Annotated in this window: 12 protein-coding genes, 1 tRNA gene and 1 pseudogene; 9 read left to right on the top strand and 5 right to left on the bottom strand. The window is 64.2% G+C overall.

Going from position 1 to position 16,323, the window contains the following annotated elements; genetic code table 11:
- Window positions 1-27: 27 nt before the first annotated feature.
- Complete coding sequence (locus AC1DHL_RS05055; protein ID WP_478161076.1) at window positions 28-963, top strand: SMP-30/gluconolactonase/LRE family protein; 936 nt, start codon at window positions 28-30, stop codon at window positions 961-963.
- On the opposite strand, the gene AC1DHL_RS05050 is transcribed toward AC1DHL_RS05055, so the two are convergent.
- Entirely contained in the window at window positions 937-1,722 is a 786-nt protein-coding gene (locus AC1DHL_RS05050; protein WP_478101486.1) for an FkbM family methyltransferase, read from the bottom strand. The genes AC1DHL_RS05055 and AC1DHL_RS05050 overlap by 27 nt on opposite strands.
- Window positions 1,723-1,904: 182 nt before the next feature.
- On the opposite strand from AC1DHL_RS05050, the gene AC1DHL_RS05045 reads away from it, so the two are divergent.
- Entirely contained in the window at window positions 1,905-2,456 is a 552-nt protein-coding gene (locus tag AC1DHL_RS05045) for a 2'-5' RNA ligase family protein (RefSeq protein ID WP_478161074.1), read from the top strand.
- Between the two features lie 22 nt (window positions 2,457-2,478).
- Here the strand turns inward: AC1DHL_RS05045 and AC1DHL_RS05040 are convergent, their stop codons facing one another.
- The gene (locus tag AC1DHL_RS05040) at window positions 2,479-4,710 is read right to left on the bottom strand and encodes a galactose oxidase-like domain-containing protein (protein WP_478161072.1); all 2,232 of its coding nucleotides are present in this window, start codon (window positions 4,708-4,710) and stop codon (window positions 2,479-2,481) included.
- Here AC1DHL_RS05040 and AC1DHL_RS05035 point away from each other — a divergent pair.
- The 7 genes and pseudogenes from AC1DHL_RS05035 to AC1DHL_RS05005 all read left to right on the top strand — a co-directional run bounded on the left by AC1DHL_RS05035 (window position 4,709) and on the right by AC1DHL_RS05005 (window position 10,250).
- Complete coding sequence (locus AC1DHL_RS05035; protein WP_478161070.1) at window positions 4,709-4,855, top strand: hypothetical protein; 147 nt, start codon at window positions 4,709-4,711, stop codon at window positions 4,853-4,855. The two genes, AC1DHL_RS05040 and AC1DHL_RS05035, sit on opposite strands and share 2 nt — an antisense overlap.
- 567 nt (window positions 4,856-5,422) lie before the next feature.
- The gene (cysC, locus tag AC1DHL_RS05030) at window positions 5,423-6,007 is read left to right on the top strand and encodes an adenylyl-sulfate kinase (RefSeq protein WP_478161068.1); all 585 of its coding nucleotides are present in this window, start codon (window positions 5,423-5,425) and stop codon (window positions 6,005-6,007) included.
- The gene (locus AC1DHL_RS05025) at window positions 6,004-6,900 is read left to right on the top strand and encodes a hypothetical protein (RefSeq protein WP_478161066.1); all 897 of its coding nucleotides are present in this window, start codon (window positions 6,004-6,006) and stop codon (window positions 6,898-6,900) included. Before cysC ends, AC1DHL_RS05025 begins: the two co-directional genes overlap by 4 nt.
- Before the next feature lie 41 nt (window positions 6,901-6,941).
- Window positions 6,942-7,015: transfer RNA gene (locus AC1DHL_RS05020), tRNA-Gly, on the top strand.
- Window positions 7,016-7,075: 60 nt separating this feature from the next.
- Window positions 7,076-9,055, top strand: a complete 1,980-nt coding sequence (locus AC1DHL_RS05015) for a DUF6538 domain-containing protein (RefSeq protein ID WP_478161063.1) — start codon at window positions 7,076-7,078, stop codon at window positions 9,053-9,055.
- 13 nt (window positions 9,056-9,068) lie between these two features.
- Window positions 9,069-9,221: pseudogene (locus tag AC1DHL_RS05010) on the top strand (DUF4236 domain-containing protein); the annotation flags it as partial.
- A 75-nt stretch (window positions 9,222-9,296) separates the two neighbouring features.
- Window positions 9,297-10,250, top strand: a complete 954-nt coding sequence (locus AC1DHL_RS05005; RefSeq protein WP_478161438.1) for a hypothetical protein — start codon at window positions 9,297-9,299, stop codon at window positions 10,248-10,250.
- A gap of 135 nt (window positions 10,251-10,385) precedes the next feature.
- Here the strand turns inward: AC1DHL_RS05005 and AC1DHL_RS05000 are convergent, their stop codons facing one another.
- From AC1DHL_RS05000 to AC1DHL_RS04990, 3 genes are all read right to left on the bottom strand, one after another.
- Window positions 10,386-11,159, bottom strand: coding sequence for a hypothetical protein (locus AC1DHL_RS05000; protein WP_478161061.1), 774 nt, complete (start codon window positions 11,157-11,159; stop codon window positions 10,386-10,388).
- Between the two features lie 497 nt (window positions 11,160-11,656).
- Window positions 11,657-12,022: a hypothetical protein gene (locus AC1DHL_RS04995; RefSeq protein ID WP_478161059.1), complete on the bottom strand. Its 366-nt coding sequence runs from the start codon at window positions 12,020-12,022 to the stop codon at window positions 11,657-11,659.
- Window positions 12,023-13,095: 1,073 nt separating this feature from the next.
- Window positions 13,096-16,227 (bottom strand): adenylate/guanylate cyclase domain-containing protein, encoded by a 3,132-nt coding sequence (locus tag AC1DHL_RS04990; RefSeq protein ID WP_478161057.1) that lies wholly within the window; start codon window positions 16,225-16,227, stop codon window positions 13,096-13,098.
- Window positions 16,228-16,323: the final 96 nt, after the last annotated feature.

Below are 16,323 nucleotides of genomic sequence, written 5' to 3'. Positions count from 1 at the left end.
CCTGAAAAGAAAACAGAGGAGCGCCACATGGCCATCGAACTCGCGGCCGGCTTCGAGGTGATCGACCCTCGATTCCATCGATTGATCAATCCGAACGTACACGTCGAGAAGCTCTACACGGGCTGCCGATGGGCCGAGGGTCCGGCGTGGTTCGCGGCCGGCCGCTACCTGGTGTGGTCGGACATTCCCAACGACCGGATGATGCGATGGGACGAGACGGACGGCTCGGTATCGGTCTTTCGCCAGCCGGCGCTCAACACCAACGGCCATACGGTCGATCTGCAAGGACGCCTCGTCTCGTGCGAGCACCGCGGGCGCTGCGTGTCGCGCATAGAGCACGACGGCACGCGCACCGTGCTCGCGTCGCACTTCGAAGGCAAGCGCTTCAATTCGCCGAACGATGTGGTCGTGAAGTCCGACGGCAGCATCTGGTTTTCCGACCCGAGCTACGGCATCGACAGCGACTACGAAGGCGACGCCGCGCCCAGCGAGATCGGCGACCGGTGCGTCTATCGCATCGAAGCCGACCTGAGCGCCGTCACCCGGGCGGTCGACGGCTTTGTGCAGCCCAACGGACTCGCCTTCTCGCCGGACGAGCAATGGCTGTATGTCGCCGACACCGGCGCCACGCACGTCGCCGACGGGCCGCGCCACATCCGTCGCTTTCGCGTCGCGGAAGACGGTCGCAATGTGAGCGGTGGCGACGTGTTCGCCCAATGCGGCAGCGGCCTGTTCGACGGCTTCCGCATCGACGCGAACGGCAACCTGTGGACCAGCGCCGGCGACGGCGTGCACTGCTACACGCCCGATGGCGAACTGATCGGCAAGATCCGATTGCCCGAGGTCGTCGCCAACGTGTGCTTCGGCGGGCCGAAGCTCAACCGCTTGTTCATCTGCGCGACGACGTCGCTCTACGCGGTCTACCTGAACGCCCGCTCAGCCGCTCGCCCGGCCATCCGGTGAACGGACGAAGAGCGCGTCGAATTGAAGCAACTGACTCGTTCGCCGGTCCGCGAACCCCGGCGTCAACGACCACAGCGTGAAGCCTGCTTCCTGGAAGAAATCGAAGAAGTCCCGATAGAGCAACTGGGATTCGTAGAGCGGCACGACCGACAGCTCCAACTGCACCGCCATGATGCGAGGCAGCGATGCACGCGCGCCATCGAGCACCTGTTTTTCATAGCCCTGGGTATCGATCTTCAGGAACACACGCTCGCCACCGGTGCAGTAACGGTCGAAGACAGAATCCAGCGTGACGACGCGGGTCAGGTCCTGGCCGATGTAGGCTGACTCGGGCGCGGCGTCGGAATGTGTCGCAAGCATCGGCAGCAGCGAGGAGCTGAACGAGTTCTGCGCCACGTTGATGTTCGCCTCGCCCGACGCAGCGCCGAGTGCGCAGCGCTCATGGACGATCCATCGCTCGTCGCCGCCCGCGCTCTGGATCAGCAATCCGTGCGCGACCGACAGCGGCTCGAACGAGACGATCGTGTTCCTGTAGCCCTCCTCCCTGGCGTTTCGCGCGAACTGCCCGACATTGGCGCCAACGTCGAACAGAAGATCGATGCCCAGCGAGAGCAGCGGCGAAGGCGGGTCCGCATGCCGCGTTCGCGAGATCCGAATGCCGCGTTGCTGGAGAGAACGCTTGATGGCTCTTTTGAGCCAGGTGTTCGCGGCACGAAGGCCGAGACCGTTGAACGACGCCGCAGCTTTCGGCGCGCTCATACTTAAACGCGTGGACATCAGTGAAACCCGTCTTCCTGCTGCGGCCGCGGCAGAATCCCGGATGCAGCCTCCGAGTGCCAGTACCTCAATGCCTCGGGTTTCTACTGGCCCGGCTTGCGCCGACGCTGATGTTGTAACGGGCGTTGTGTTGCAAAACTGACCAATTCTGTCAGGTAGCAATCATGCAGGCAATCCCTCGAAAGGCAATGGCGCCGCAACACCCGGGACCGGAGCCGGAACTCTACGTGTGGCTGGCTCCGGACACCGCGGTGCAGGCAGCGATCGATGCTCATCGCCGTCAGTGGCTGTGGCCGCGGGAGAGCCATCTGCCCAAGGCGCATCGGCTGCACCTGACCCTGTGCCTGCTCGGCACGCGCAGCGACGCCGAGGTCGAGGACATCGGCAAAGCACTGGCCGGCGTACGGGCTGGCAGCTTCGATCTCGTGCTGGACTGGTCCGGCGTGTGGTCACGCAATGGCGTGGCGGTCATTTGCCCAGGTGAGCACCCGGGTTTGACCCGGCTGCACCGTGCGATCGATCGGGGGATGTCCCCATGGGCGCGGCCCGCGGCGTGGAAGCCGCACGTGACGATCGCCCGGCGCGCCCAAGGAGCGGACGCGCCGCCATTGACGCCGATACGTTGGCAAGTGCGGGAGTTTCTGTTCGTGCGGTCCTGGTTGCCGCCGCATGCCCCGTGGCATGAAGTGCTGCGCCGCTATCCGCTGGCGTCCTGAGCCGGACCCCCGGCTGGCGAACTCACGATCCGGCGACGCACCGCTTCACAACAAACGGCGCTGGGTCCGTGCCGAAGAAGGCGTTCGTGCAGGGCACCGTCCCTGTGACCGTCTTTTGCACCCAGCGCGTATCGGCCCCGTAGCTGACCAAGGTTGCCGTCGCGACGGTGAAAGTGCCTCCTTCGGCTGCCAGCGTCGTCCCTGAGGGCGGAGCCGGCGGCGGCGGGGGCGGTGGAGGCGCCGGCGGCGGCGGGGTGCCCGACGGCCCCACGCAGGATTTCACCGTGAAGGGGGCCGGGTCTGAGCCGAAGAACGCGTTGGTGCAGCTTCCCGTACCAGTCACTGTCTTCTGGATCCAGCGCGTATCGGCGCCGTAGCTGACGACGGTCGGGGTCGCCACAGTGAAGGTGCCTCCTTCCGCGGCCAAGGTCACCCCGCCCGAAGGCGGCGGCGCCGGCGGGGGCGGCGGTGGCGGGGAAGGTGGCGGCGGGGGCGGTGGTGGCGGGGGCGGTGCGGGTGGCGGGGCCGCAATCCCGGTGTCCGCGACGCAGGACTTCACCACGAATGGTGCCGGGTCCGAGCCGAAGAACGCGTTGCTGCAGGTGCCGGCGCCGGTCACCGTCTTCTGGATCCAGCTCGTTCCGGTGCCATAGCTGACCACCGTCGCAGCGGCCATGTTGAACGCGGCGCCCTCGGCCGCTACCTGCCTGTCGCTGGTGATCCCCTGGGATCCCAACGTGATGCTGGAAGCCAGCGGCGAAAGAACATAGCAGCCCTTGCCGATGGTCGGAGATGGGTTGGTGCCGAAGAACTCGTTCCTGCAACTCACGGTGCCGGAGAGGGTCTTCATCACCACCTTGCCGGTGCTTCCGTACTGAACCGGCGTCGTCGATGGCAGTATCAGTGACTGCCCTTGCTGCGCGACCTGCGTCCAGGTGGCGTCCACCTTCACGATCTTGGCAACCGAAGGCACTCCGGCACTGTCGATCACGAACAGCATGTAGTGACCGATGGGAAGGGTGTTCGGGCTCTCGTTGATCTGGATGTCGACGTTCGAGTCGCCCGCCGCCTGCGTGAAAGGCAGTTCCAGGAAACGCTGCCCGAAATCGGTCGAGTGCGTGACGGAGCCCGTGCGCATCAGCGTGACGCGCTGGATCGGCAGGGACGACGCAACCGTGATCCGGAACGTGGAGCCCAGGTTCACCTGGGCAGGCGTGGTGTTGATGATCGGGCGTGCAGCGGGTTGGCCGGTACTGTCGAACAGATACGGCGGCGAATAGACCTCGGCGTTGAGGTTCGTGACAGGACCGGGCGAGCCGCCACCCGAGGTCAGCACCGTGGCGTCGGGAAGCAGTATCGCGTTCGAGTGGTACAGGCGCGGCTTCTGCGCCGCCGCGCCGACAGACCACTGTTTCGTCGCCGGGTCCCAGATCATGGCCGAGTAGGCGGTGTCGACCAGTTCGTTGTCCGTCGCGGAGCCGCCGGTGACCAGCACCTTGCCGTCCGGCAGCACGGTCGCGTTGCCCCAGACGCGATTCGCACCCGGCCCTGCCACGACCGTAGCCACTGGCGTGGTGCCGTTGACGTCGAGCATCACCGCGCTGCCGTCGTCCGCGATCAACAGGACCTTGCCGCGGTCGTATATGGCCCACGGCAACATCCAGTTGAGTGTCTTCGGCAGCGTTCCGATCTGCGTCATGCTGGGGGCATCGGGGTCGATGCTGTAGAGGCTGCTTGCGCTGGCGACGAGCACCTTTCCATTCGGCGCCAGGAAGGCACGCGGATAGAAATAATCAGCCGGCCAACTCGAGATTTGCGTGAGGTTCTTCCAACTGCCCTGCCCCTGCCCCTGCGCTGGCGTGTAGATCTCGGGGATCGCGGCGCCTGCGCCCGTGGCGTCGAGGCCGGCGAGCGTCAGCACCCGCCCGTCGGCCAGGGGGACCACCGTTCCGTACCAGCGCGCCGAAAACATCCGTGGGCCGGCAGTGAGCTGATTGTTGGACGGATCGAAGAAATTGACGTCCGGCACGCCGTCGTTGACGTGGTTCGGGTCGACCCCGCGCGAGTCGCCGCCGGCCAGCAGCACCAGTCCTCCGGGCAACACCACCTGCGCCGAGCAAAAGATATCGGTGACGCGGGTGACCGTCTGCAGAAGCAGGCTGTGCGCGTTGGTGGACGGCGTCCACACGTCGTAACACATGGCACCCTGGCACAGAGCACCCTGATTGCCGCTCTGGTCACTGCCATAGTTCATGACCCTGCCATCGGGCGTCAACACCGTATGGATGGCATTGAGCGGCCAGTTCGTGGCTATCGACCATTGGCCGACAGTGTTGGGCGCGGGGGCTGCGGCCGCGTCCGTTGCCGACATCGCACCGGGCGACACCGTAGCGGGCTGAAATCTGCCGGTCGCGGTGCCGCGGTCGATGGGCGCCGGATGATCTCTTTCGAGCGCCCTGCGCGCGGCTATCTCGGCAGGCGTCGTGACCTTGCGCGAGGCGGCGAACCCGCTTTTCGGCGGAGGCGCTGGCTCGAGGGGCGGCAACGGGGGCGCACTCCCTGCCACAGTGACCAATGCCGCGGCAGTCGGGTCGCCGGCAGCCGCGCCGCTATCCGTACCCGTCGCGGATTTTTGGGGGGCCGTACCGACAACCGAGGCGCCGGTGACCCCAGTTCCGCTGCCGCCGCCGCAAGCTACCAAGACCAAGGGAACGCACACGGCGGCCCACTTGAACTCGGGGAGATCGCGCGGAGCATTGCGCATGGGACCACCTCCAAATGAAGACTTTTTGGTTATCAACGCTTCACAAAGCAATGTATCCGAAAGTTCTACTTTTTTCGCCATCTGTGAAGGCATATGGCGAGCGTAGGACGCAGGTGTCCACACAATTCTTTACGCAAGCGACAAGAAGCGTTGAACCGGCTTTCCTAAGGTCTCAGGTTGCTCAGCCCACAGCCACGCACACATGAAGCTCGAACCCCGCACCGGCCTCGCGTTGAACCTCGTTTCAACCGTTTCACGAGTCGCCTGGTTCACGGGGCTGTCAGGGGCAGGCAAGTCGACATTGGCCGTTGCGCTGCGCACGCGTTTCATTGCGCAGGGCACGGCGGTGGCGATCCTCGACGGTGACGACGTCCGCAGCGGCCTGAGCCACGGCCTGGGCTTCGGCCCCGACGACCGCACGGAAAACATCCGCCGCATCGCGCACGTGGCGCGGTTGCTCAGCGACCAAGGGATTGTGGTGATCGTGGCGGTGGTATCGCCTCTTTGCGATCAGCGCCGGCTGGCGCGCGAGATCGTGGGCCCAGCGTTCCTCGAAGTACATGTCAACACGCCGTTGGTCGTGTGCGAGCGCCGCGACGTGAAGGGGCTCTACGCGCGCGCCCGGCGCGGCGAGATCGCGCACTTCACTGGCGTGTCGGATGCGTACGAGCCACCGACCAAACCCGACTTGCTCATCGACTCCTCAACATGTGAACTGGCGCGCGCGGTAGATTTTCTTTTTTCATCCCTCAACGAAGGAGGGCGGATCGCTGCGCAACGCTCATGAAGCATCACCTGATCATCGGCGGCACTGGCCGCGCCGGCACCACCTTCCTGGTCCAGTACCTTGACGGCTGCGGGCTGGAAACGCACATCTCCAGCAACCCAGGCCATGATCACTACGACGAGAACGCGAACGCGGGCCTCGAAGATGTGCCGATGGGCGAAGACGACTATCCCTACGTGCTCAAGTCGCCCTGGCTTTACGAATATGTCGGGCGATTGCTTGCGCGCGACGATATTGCGGTGGACGCGGTGATCCTGCCCATGCGCGGCATCGTGGAAGCCGCAGCGAGCCGCACCCTCAACGAGCTGCGTGCTCGTTGCGGCCACGGAACGATCCTGGACGATTGCACGCTTTGGGAGACGTGGGGGACCACGCCGGGCGGCGTCGTGTATTCGCTGAACCCGCTCGACCAGGCAAGGCTGCTGGCCGTGGGTTTTCACGAAGTGCTGCACGCCGTGGTGAAGAAAGATATTCCGGTCGTGCTGCTCGACTTCCCGCGCTTCGTCGAGGACGCGGAATACCTTTGTACCAAGCTGCAGGGCGTACTCGGCGACAAGGTCACGCGCGCCCAGGCGCTGGAGGCTCACCAGAGGTTGGCGCAGCTCGACAAGGTTCGCGTGGGACGCGACCTGGCCATCGGCGCCATGGCGGCCTCGGCGCACAGCGTGGCCAAGCCGACATCCGGGCCGGCGTATCCCGACTTCAATTCGCTCGACCGCGTTGCGCTCCGACGCGAACTCGACCGAAGCCGGGCACGCAGCGCGGACCTCGAGCGGCAGCTGGCGCATGTCAAGAACTCACTCTATTGGCGCTCGATCCAGCCACTGCGCAATCTGCTAAACGGAGTGCGCAATGGACTCCGGCGCGCCATGGCGGCGTACGCGCAGCACTGAGCCTCCACTATCAGCGACCACAGTAGAATCTGCGCCGAGACGCGGGCGTAGTTCAATGGCAGAACGGCAGCTTCCCAAGCTTCATACGAGGGTTCGATTCCCTTCGCCCGCTCCATCATCTGTCGAGTGAAAACGCAAGTTCCCAGCGAAGCTGTGGACTATTGCTGTGTACTGGATGCGTACCACGTTCATCATCCGAACCGTGGAAAAAGACGTGTCACTGCCAACCGGAGTCGCCAAGCGCGGCTCGAACTACCATCTACAAATCAAGGTGCCGCTTCGGCTGCGCCCAGTCATCAATCGCGAGTTCTGGGTCCGTACATCGCTGGGTACCGACGACCGACCAACGGCAGCCGCCCTGGCCCATCGTCACTGGGCCGAGGCTACGGCCGCCTTCGCTGCTGCTGAAGCCAAGCTCAAACCTCGTGAGGTTGTACCGCTCACGCCTGCGCTGTCTGCATATGTCGTGGCCGAGGCCAGTCGTGAGGCGCTTGCATTCGATGATGCTGTCCGCTTCGAGCCCGGCGCATTGCTGGCGCTGTTGCGGTCTATCGAACCGCCGCCCCGGCGATTCCTGACGACCGACGCTGACGGCCCCTTTCCCGAGCCCGAGCACCTGAAGCCGAGCCCCGATGGCTCGCTCACGCTCGTGCAAGTTGACCGCCTCCGCGCCATCGCGCAACTGAACATCGACGACCTCGGGCGCTCGCTGTCCATGGGCCGGCTGGACGTTGCCAAATCCTTCGCCGAGACCGCCTGCGCCGCCATAGGCGTCTCCGTGGACTGGACGGCACCTGCGGCCCGTCCGACGCTTGTGGCCGTCCTGCCAGAATTGCTTGTCGCTTGGATCGCCGCCGCTGACCGCAACGAAGGCAAGCCGACCGAGACGCCGCCGAAGCCCGAGGCGCCCATGAAGGTCGCGGCGATTCCCAAGGCGTCCAAGGGCAAGACGCTGGAGGACGTGTTCGACGAGTGGAAGGTCGGAAAGAAGCGCGACGCGGTCAACAAGACATCGAGGTCGCTGGCGCTGCTCAAGGCGGCCGGCATCAAGGCGCCGCTACGCGACCTGACCCGTCAAGACGGACTCGCGTTCCGTGATCACATCAACGCCACCATGACTGGAACGAGCGGCAAGACGCGGTCGGATGTGCTGGCGTCCATTCAGGCATTGTTGAACTATGCCGTCAAGGAAAAGGGATGGATCGATTTCAACCCGTGGAGCGGAACCGCCATCGCCAAGGGCCAGCGCGAGGCATGGGACAACGAGGCGTTGACGACCCTGCTGACTGCACCGCTTACCGAGGACCGCCGCGTTGATCTGGCCGCGCAATACTGGCTTCCGCTGCTGGCGCTGATGTCCGGGGCCCGACAAGCTGAACTTTGCCAACTGCGCACCGCTGACGTGATCAAGCGCGATGGCGTCTGGCTGCTGGACATCAACGAGAACGACGACGGCAAGAGCGTCAAGAGCGCAGCCGGCGAGCGATGGGTCGCGATCCACTCGAAGCTGATCGAGCTTGGCTTCATAGATCACGTCGAGCGCATGCGAGAGGCCGGCGAGTCGCTGGTATTCCCCGGAATCCTGACGGCCAAGAGTCGCACCGCTTCGCTATACGTGTCGGACTGGTTTCGCGTGCGCTGCAGAGCGCTCGGTCTGTACCAGAAGTGGCGCGACTTCCATGCGCTGCGAACGACGGTCGGGACCGCTTTGCGTGCTGTGGACCCGCCGCTCGGCGAGGCGCTTATAACGGCCATCATGGGCCACGAAGCCGGCAACGTCGGCGCAGCGAACTACCACCGTCCGGCGCCGCAGACCCTACAACGAGCGATTGAGAAGCTGAGCTTCCCAGCCCTCGACGCGGTCAAGCCCTACGGCGTTTCCACACCACCTGACGCCCTGCCCCTAGAACGGGTCAGCCCTGGGGCTGCGCTGACGTTTACGTCGGCGCCCGGCGCCGGCCGGGGCCACCGCCCAGGGGCACTCGACTTCCGGGGTCTGCATGTGGCCCCAGAGCGTGCCCTATTTCACACCGACCCGACTTTTCGCAGCCGCACACAACCAACGCGCAGGCAACCTCCTCCCTCGAAGTTAGGCTCGGCCCGGCTCTTGGGTCCACTGGCGACTCTGGAGCCGCAGAACTACAAATCCACATGAGGGGACTGCACGCATGTCGTGGCGCTTTCGTAAGAGTTTCAGCCCGATCCCGGGCGTTCGCCTGACCCTTTCGCCGCGAGGCATCACCACCTCGGTGGGTGTGGGACCTCTGCGCCTTACGCACGGGATCAACGGGGCTGCCCTGACAGCCCGCATTCCTGGCACAGGCATGTCATTCCATCAGCCGCTAACACCACGTAGCGGCCCGGCATCGCACCCCGGCAATGCAATACCCCTTCACTTGAACCCGCCTGCTGCACCGCCGCTGCCAATGCCGAGCCGCGAGTTCCCAGCGGTGCAATCGCCCGCATTGCAGGAGATCAAGAGCGCAGGCTCTGCGGCCCTAACCAGTCCTGGCCTCGCCGCCTTCAAGGAAGCCTTGGCGCAAGCGCAGCGGCAGCACACGAGCGTCCAGGATGACCTAGCGAGCGCCAAGGAAGCCGAGATGCGGGAGGTAAGCCTGTACCGCAGTTGGTCCAATGGCTGGCTCTACAAGCGCCTGATGAAGCGGCGGTTCGCTGAACTCCAATTGAAGGCTGAGGACGCCCAGGCGCTGCGCCGCGAGTTGCAGGAGCAACTCGAATTGTCTCGGCTGCATACGCAGTTCGAGATTCCTGACGCGTTGGCCGCTGCATTCGCGCGACTGTGCGATGACTTCGTCGCCTGCTCGCGTTCGGAACGAGTATGGGACAACGTGGCCCACCGGGCCGCCAATCAGTTTGCAGAGCGCACCGTCGCGAATCGCGTCGTGGACCTGAAGCCGGTCAAGTTCAGCCTCGGGCACTGCGGTGTCATCGCGACGCCGATGCCGGTACCCTGTCTGCAGAACGCCAACGGCGGGGACATCTACGTTTACCCCGGTTTTTTGATCTACCACGCGGCGGCAACCAACTACGCCTTGATCGAGACCGCTGATGTTGATCTGAAGGTTCAGCGAATGCGCTTCCATGAGGAGCAAGCCGTTCCTTCCGACGCCGTTCAGGTGGGCACGACCTGGGCAAAAACCAACAAGGACGGCACACCGGACAAAAGGTTCAAGGACAACTACCCGATCCCCGTGATGCAGTACGCCCGTCTCACGGTGCAGTCATCCTCCGGCCTCAATGAAGAATACATGTTGAGCAATGTAGAAGCTGCAGAGGAGTTCGAGCGGGCTTGGCAGACCCTTCGCGAGACCACACGCCAAGGCGCATAGGCAGCCGTGAGCGAGCCACTGGGTCGGCAAAGTCGGCGCCGCGAACTGCCACCGGCCCGGTGCTCAAGACGATCTAGCGGCCATTGGAAGGTCTAACAGCCTCTCGGGGCTGACACTTCAACGCGCCGAACCGGCTCAGAGCGCCCGCTTGTTCCATACCAGCGGGTAGAACTGCTTGATGTAGCCTAGGACCCAGTCTCCACCTCGCGTGAGCCTGTACAACGGCCCCTCAGGCGGGCCCACGTTTTCCATGAGACCCTGGTTCAACAGGAACGCTAAGTAAGCATGGATCGCCACCGGCTGCGGCGCGGCCACCAGCGCGACATGCTTCTCGTGGAACGGCATTAAGTCCCCCAGCGGGTGACTTCCCGGACTCAGGCGCAAGTACTCAAGCAGATCGACCTGGGTCCCGAAAATCAGGTTGAAGCAGCGTTCCGCCTTCAGCGAGGAATTTGTCATCACAAAGTCCCTGACGGTCGGTCCGGGGTTCCTGTGGACCCAATGTGCGACCGCGTTAAGGTCGACCCCTGCCGGCGCTAGGCTGATCGCTTCCTCCGCAATCGTCCAATCAAACGCGGGCTCCTGGGCATCTCCCTGCGGCATCAGTTGCCCCGGCTGCTCCTGGGGCGCCTGATGCACGGCTGCCGGTACTGGTGGCGCGAGCGACTCCCCTGGACCTTCCCCAGGAAGTGGGAACGTGGTCTCAACCTTGGCGGCCTGGGCCTGTTGAGCGGCCCCAATGACCGCTTCGACACTCCCGGCCTTGAACTTCTCAAGTCGAGCGATGACCCGCGCTATCTCGGCCTGAAATCGCCACAGGCAGACCATGACGCCGATGAACACCAGCGGCGGCCACGACAGGGCGACCTTCACGTACTCCAATAGCACGAGCCAATTGACCTCATACATGCGCTCTCCTCCAGTTATTGACGGCGAGCGTAACTTGTGAAGCGCCGACAGACCGGTCCCGGGGTTGCATGTTCAAGGAGCGGCCTGGAATTTTTCCCGGAAATCCGTGACCACTGCTGGTGCACCCCGGCCCTCGCGAGGCGCCCCCCATGGCCCCCGGGTCGATCTTGGGAACTTTGCGAGCAAACTGAGCAAGGGATTCTGAAGATGACCCAGGACGATCTGTTGGACCTCTCCACCTGGATCGAGGCTCGCAGGGAGCGCCTGGAGGCCCGGGGACTTCCTGTGTCTGACCCGCAAGTCGGATTCCTTTCGGACGGCCGGATGTGCTGCCCTAAGTGCATGAGCCTGTCTCAGGACTGCAGGGGCCACCGGGAGCCCTTTGAGCCTTACGTCTCCAAGTTCGGGCTACCAACGGGCTGGCACCGCCTCAAAGGCAGGCCCTTCGATCCCGCCATCTGATCCCAGGGGTCGCTACCCAATGGCCGGAATCCTCTTCAGGCCGGACACACAAGAGGGTTGTATTCCGGGTCCAAGCAATATGCAATTTTTTCACCAAAGTCTTGCACTGACTGCACATCGGGACGGCATCGACGAGCCCTGGCGAAGGCGTCCGGAGTCGATGTCGCATTCGGCACAGCCATTATTTGGTTCGTCGATAGGGTTGCGGTAAATCTGGTGTAGATAAAAGAATCACAAGTCAATTCCGCTGACGCGTGGCGCTCGATATCTCGCGCATCGCGCAAAGCATTTCCAGAAAGGCAGAGGCCTTCGACAAATTGTTCAGCGCCGTCGTCATCTTCAGATGCGAAAGTAATTTCGCATTGCAGCTTTAAAGTGCCATTCAACGGTGAAATTTGCATCAGAGTCTCCAAAAGTTTATGGTACGGCCGCCCACCATCCCTCAGTACGATAGTGCATTTCGTCCTGCATTCGGTCAATAAGGGAAAGGCTCCCCGTCCTTGTGGTGGAGCGGGAATTCAGTCTTTCCTCCGCCTTTGGAAATGACATTGGTCGGCCTGCACGGAGGCCCGTGTGCGCCAGTTACACAATACTTAAACGGAATGAAGCCTGAGCATTCATTGGTTACCGCATGCAATACAAACGGTCCTTGATTGCTGAAATTAGGACCATAAGCAACATAGATCTGGTAATCTAGAGCGCTATCATTCTGCCACTGATGCTCCCATTGCTTACACTGCTGCGGCGCAGGAATTATTGCTTGGCAGCGCCCTGATCCTATATAGCTCGGGTCACATTGACATACCCCAGGGCCTACGCTCTCGCCGGGGTTGACGCCGACAGATTTAGGTTGTCCTACAGAATCGTTATAGGCGCAATGCGATCCTCTGTCCATGCAGTACCAGCCAATCTTATGGCCTCCACGCATTACGGCCTTAAGTGCCACGCCGGGATAGCAGCTATTCGAAATACACGTGGCGTCACGTGCGCCCCATGAACTGGGCGGTCCGGGATCTTTTCCCGGCGCCAAACACTGACCCCCATTGGGTATCGTGCCCGCCGCCAAAGCAAAAGGGCCTAGCAATTGCGAAACGGAAATCGCAAAGATTCCGAAGTGATTCCAGCTCATTTGCCGTACCCCGCTTTTCCATGCCGATCGCAGCATGCTCGTCGTGGGAGAGCCGGTCAAGAGCTTCCGTGACTGACGGTAGTCAGTGCAAGCGACCTGTTTTGCCCTCTGCGGGCCGCGCCGCCGCATGCCGACCGAAGACAGTCAAGACGGGCTGCTGATACGGGAATCGGATCTACTGCAAATCAGCGGCGGTAGCGCTCTGCGTCTGCTACATTCCCGCTTCGCCGTGTGTACCAGCCCTGAGTACTGACACTGGCTGATGCTGGAGTTTCCCAATGGAGAGCGCCAAACCCTATGGGTTCGATTCCCTTCGCCCGCTCCACTCCTTCCCCGACTTTCTCCCTAGGCCAAGAACGGCAACACGATCAGCGCATCCGGATCAAGCCCCGCGCGATCGCAGATATCCATCGCCAGCGCCATGTAGCGCTCCGCCCGCACCCCGTCGCCCAGATCAAGACACAAGGTCGCCAGACCGTCGTAGCACGGAAACAGCAGCTGCGGCTCTGCGGACTTCTCCGCCAGCGCCAACGCTTCCTGGTAATGGCGCAGCGCACGCGCAGGCTCGCCATGGCACTGGTAGATCTGCGCCAGCACCACAAGCGACACCGCAAGATGATCGAGCTGCCCTGTGCTCCGGTCGATCCGAATGGCCTCATGGGCAGCCCCCATCCCGCGTTCGTCGCATCGGTTGGTGAGCGTGCAGTAGGCCACCGCGAGGTTCGCCGACAGCCGCGATTGAAGCCCCAGGTCACCGATGCGGTTGGCCGTCTGCAATCCACGTTCGCAAGCGTCGATGGCCCTTTGCGGGTTGCTTCCGCTGTAGAGCACGCCGAGGTTCGACAGCGCCCGGCATTCCGCCTGCGGCAGGTCGGCCTTGCGCGCGACCTCCACGCTGTGCTCCAGGCATTCGACAGCCTCGTCCAGCCGATCCAGCCGCGCGAGTGCGACACCCTGGATGTTGAGCGCGAGCGCGACCGCGGCGCAGGTGGCCTCGTCGTCGCGCGCAGTGAGCCCTTCGATATGCGTCAACGCGCGCTGCGCCCATTCCAGGGCCCCGCGGCTGTCACCGCTGCGGAACGCGAGTTCGCCCATCTTCTGATACAGCCAGGCCAGTTCGATGTGAGGCACCGCCTCGTCCATGAGCGCAAGCCCAGAGGCCAGGCATTGCCTCGCGTCGTCGCGCTGGCCGGCCTCCCACCGCAAGGCAGCGATCTTGCGCAGCACGCGCGCCTGCGCGATGGGGTCGCCGGCCGATGCATGCCCGTCGCGCACGGCTTCGAGGTGCGCCGTCGCATCGGCGATCCTGCCCGCTGGTGCCAGAACATCGGCGAGGCGCTCGCGGACGGAGAGTCTTTTTTTTGTGTCCGCATCGTCGTCGGCGCCGAGCGTCTCGAGCGCGAATTCGTAGTGCCGGATCGCATCGGCGTTGGCGTAGGTGTTGCGTGCCCAGTCGCCCGCGGCGACCAGGTAATGCACGGCGCGCGGCTTGTCCGCGCCAAGGCGGAAGTGATGGGCCAGCGCCTGGAGTTCTTCCAGGTGCCGGGGCGATCCGCCGCACAGGCGCTCCAGCCCTTCGCCGATGCGCGTGTGCAGATCGGTACGCCGGCTCATCAGCAGGGTCTGGTAGGCGACCTCCTGGAAAAGCCCATGGCGAAATCGAAACTGCCGAGCCTCCAGCCCGGCCGGCCCGGAAGCGGTCGGCGCAACCGAAAGCAGGCCGGCGTCGACGAGAGCGTCCAGCGCTTCGGTCAACGCATGTGCGCGCGCGGTCGCGATGTCGCGCAGCAGCGCCTCGGCAAACACGGGGCCGATCACAGCCGCCTCGCGCAGCGTCTGGCGCACCGGCACGGCCAGACGGTCGATGCGGCCCAGGAGCAGACCATGGATCGTCAGAGGCACCTGCACCGCCGAAGCGCGCGGAAGATAGACCCACACATCGTTCTGCCGCTGCAACACACCGTCGGCGATAAGGGCGCGCACCATCTCTTCGAGGAAGAGCGGATTGCCGCCGGCGTGCTCGACGATGCGCATGCGCAGTTCGTCCGGCAAGGTATGCCGCGCGGCTCCGAACAGTTCGTCGAGCATCTTCGCGCTGCATTGCGGCGACAGGGGTTCCAGCGCGACCGTCGTGTGCGCGACCGCGTCGCTCGTCAGGCTCGCAGCCTCGGGCGTGGGCCGATGCGTCACCAGCAGCATGAAGGGCTGACCACCCAACTGGTCGAGCAGGTAGCGCAACACGTCGAGCGACGCTGCATCGGCCCAATGAAGATCCTCCACGATCAGCATCACCGGGCCTCGCTGAAGACGGCGCCGGATGACCCCGAGCACCGCGGAAAAGATCTGCCGCTTGAGCTGCTCCGGGTCCAGGTAGCGCGTGCGCGCGTCGTCGGCTTCGAGCCCCAGCACGTAGGCGAGATAGGCGGTCGTTTGCTGTCGCTCCTGATCGTCCACACCCATGTCCGCGAGCGCTGCCTCGATCTTCCGTTGCGCTTCGCCAACCGGCTCCTGGGAGGACAGGCCGTAGGCATCGCGCAGCAGCGCGGCCGGCACACCGTAGGTGCGCTCCCCCAACGACGAGCAGGCTGCATTGCGCACGGCGACGCCCGCCAACGCATCGCGCGCGAGCAGTTGCGCGAGGAACTCCGACAGAAGCCGGCTCTTGCCTGTACCCGCCTCGGCGACGATGCGCACCTGTTGGCTCTGCCCGCTCCGCATGGCCTCGAAGGCTTGCCAGAGCACGCGCAGTTCCGAATCCCGCCCGACGAGCGAGGTCGCGAGACCGTGTGCCTGCAGGCCGCGCACGGCATGCGGCGCGGCCAGCGCGCCGACGAGACGAAACGCCGCCATCGGCTGGGCCTTGCCCTTGACCGGCAACGGACCCAGTTCCTCGAATTCGAAGACATGCTGCGTGAGCATGTAGGTCGACCGGCTGATCAGCGTTTGGCCCGACGCCGCCGCGGACTGCAGGCGCGCCGCTGCGTTCACGGTGTCGCCCGTCACCGCGTAGGTGGCCGCAGGGTTCGAGCCGATGTGGCCGGCAACCACGGGCCCGGTGTTGATGCCGATGTGCAAGGCCAGCGGCCGGCCGATGCGTGCCATCCAGCGTTCGCTCAATGCGCTGATCTTCTCGTGCAGGAGGATCGCCGCGCTGACCGCGCGTTCGGGATCTTCATCGTGCGCGACCGGTGCGCCGAACACAGCCATCACGGCGTCGCCGACGTATTTCTCGACGAAGCCATCCAGGCGTTGGATGGCGGCGGACATCTCTGCGAACAGCTCCGTCTGCAGCGACCGCACGACTTCGGGATCGAGCGATTCGCTCAGCGACGTGAAGCCTGACAGATCCGCGAACATGACCGTGACCGGACGGCGGTCGGACTCCGCCTGGGCGGGCGGTGCAGCAAGCCGCTGCCCGCACTTCGGACAGAAGGCGAATTGAACGTCGGCTTCAAACCCGCAGGCAGAACAGGCCATGACGCGGGCATCGTACTGCGAAGCGCGCTGCCTTCATCCCGTGGTTGCGCGAGTCCCGCGCCTACAATCGGCCCCATGTGCTCTCCAGCGCCCTTC

The sequence above is a fragment of the Variovorax sp. 10L426 genome (genome assembly GCF_056395305.1).
Note: the sequence above shows the minus strand (reverse complement) of the source record. Positions and strands in the feature narration are given on the sequence as shown.

Bases quoted from the DNA above. Each gene is read 5' to 3' on its own strand.
- AC1DHL_RS05045 (WP_478161074.1), top strand. From the start codon at position 1,905: ATGCAGGCAATCCCTCGAAAGGCAATGGCGCCGCAACACCCGGGACCG.
- AC1DHL_RS05050 (WP_478101486.1), bottom strand. From the start codon at position 1,722: ATGAGCGCGCCGAAAGCTGCGGCGTCGTTCAACGGTCTCGGCCTTCGT.
- AC1DHL_RS05035 (WP_478161070.1), top strand. From the start codon at position 4,709: ATGACCCTGCCATCGGGCGTCAACACCGTATGGATGGCATTGAGCGGC.
- AC1DHL_RS05015 (WP_478161063.1), top strand. From the start codon at position 7,076: ATGCGTACCACGTTCATCATCCGAACCGTGGAAAAAGACGTGTCACTG.
- AC1DHL_RS05040 (WP_478161072.1), bottom strand. From the start codon at position 4,710: ATGAACTATGGCAGTGACCAGAGCGGCAATCAGGGTGCTCTGTGCCAG.
- AC1DHL_RS05000 (WP_478161061.1), bottom strand. From the start codon at position 11,159: ATGTATGAGGTCAATTGGCTCGTGCTATTGGAGTACGTGAAGGTCGCC.
- AC1DHL_RS04995 (WP_478161059.1), bottom strand. From the start codon at position 12,022: ATGCAAATTTCACCGTTGAATGGCACTTTAAAGCTGCAATGCGAAATT.
- AC1DHL_RS05055 (WP_478161076.1), top strand. From the start codon at position 28: ATGGCCATCGAACTCGCGGCCGGCTTCGAGGTGATCGACCCTCGATTC.
- cysC (WP_478161068.1), top strand. From the start codon at position 5,423: ATGAAGCTCGAACCCCGCACCGGCCTCGCGTTGAACCTCGTTTCAACC.
- AC1DHL_RS04990 (WP_478161057.1), bottom strand. From the start codon at position 16,227: ATGGCCTGTTCTGCCTGCGGGTTTGAAGCCGACGTTCAATTCGCCTTC.
- AC1DHL_RS05025 (WP_478161066.1), top strand. From the start codon at position 6,004: ATGAAGCATCACCTGATCATCGGCGGCACTGGCCGCGCCGGCACCACC.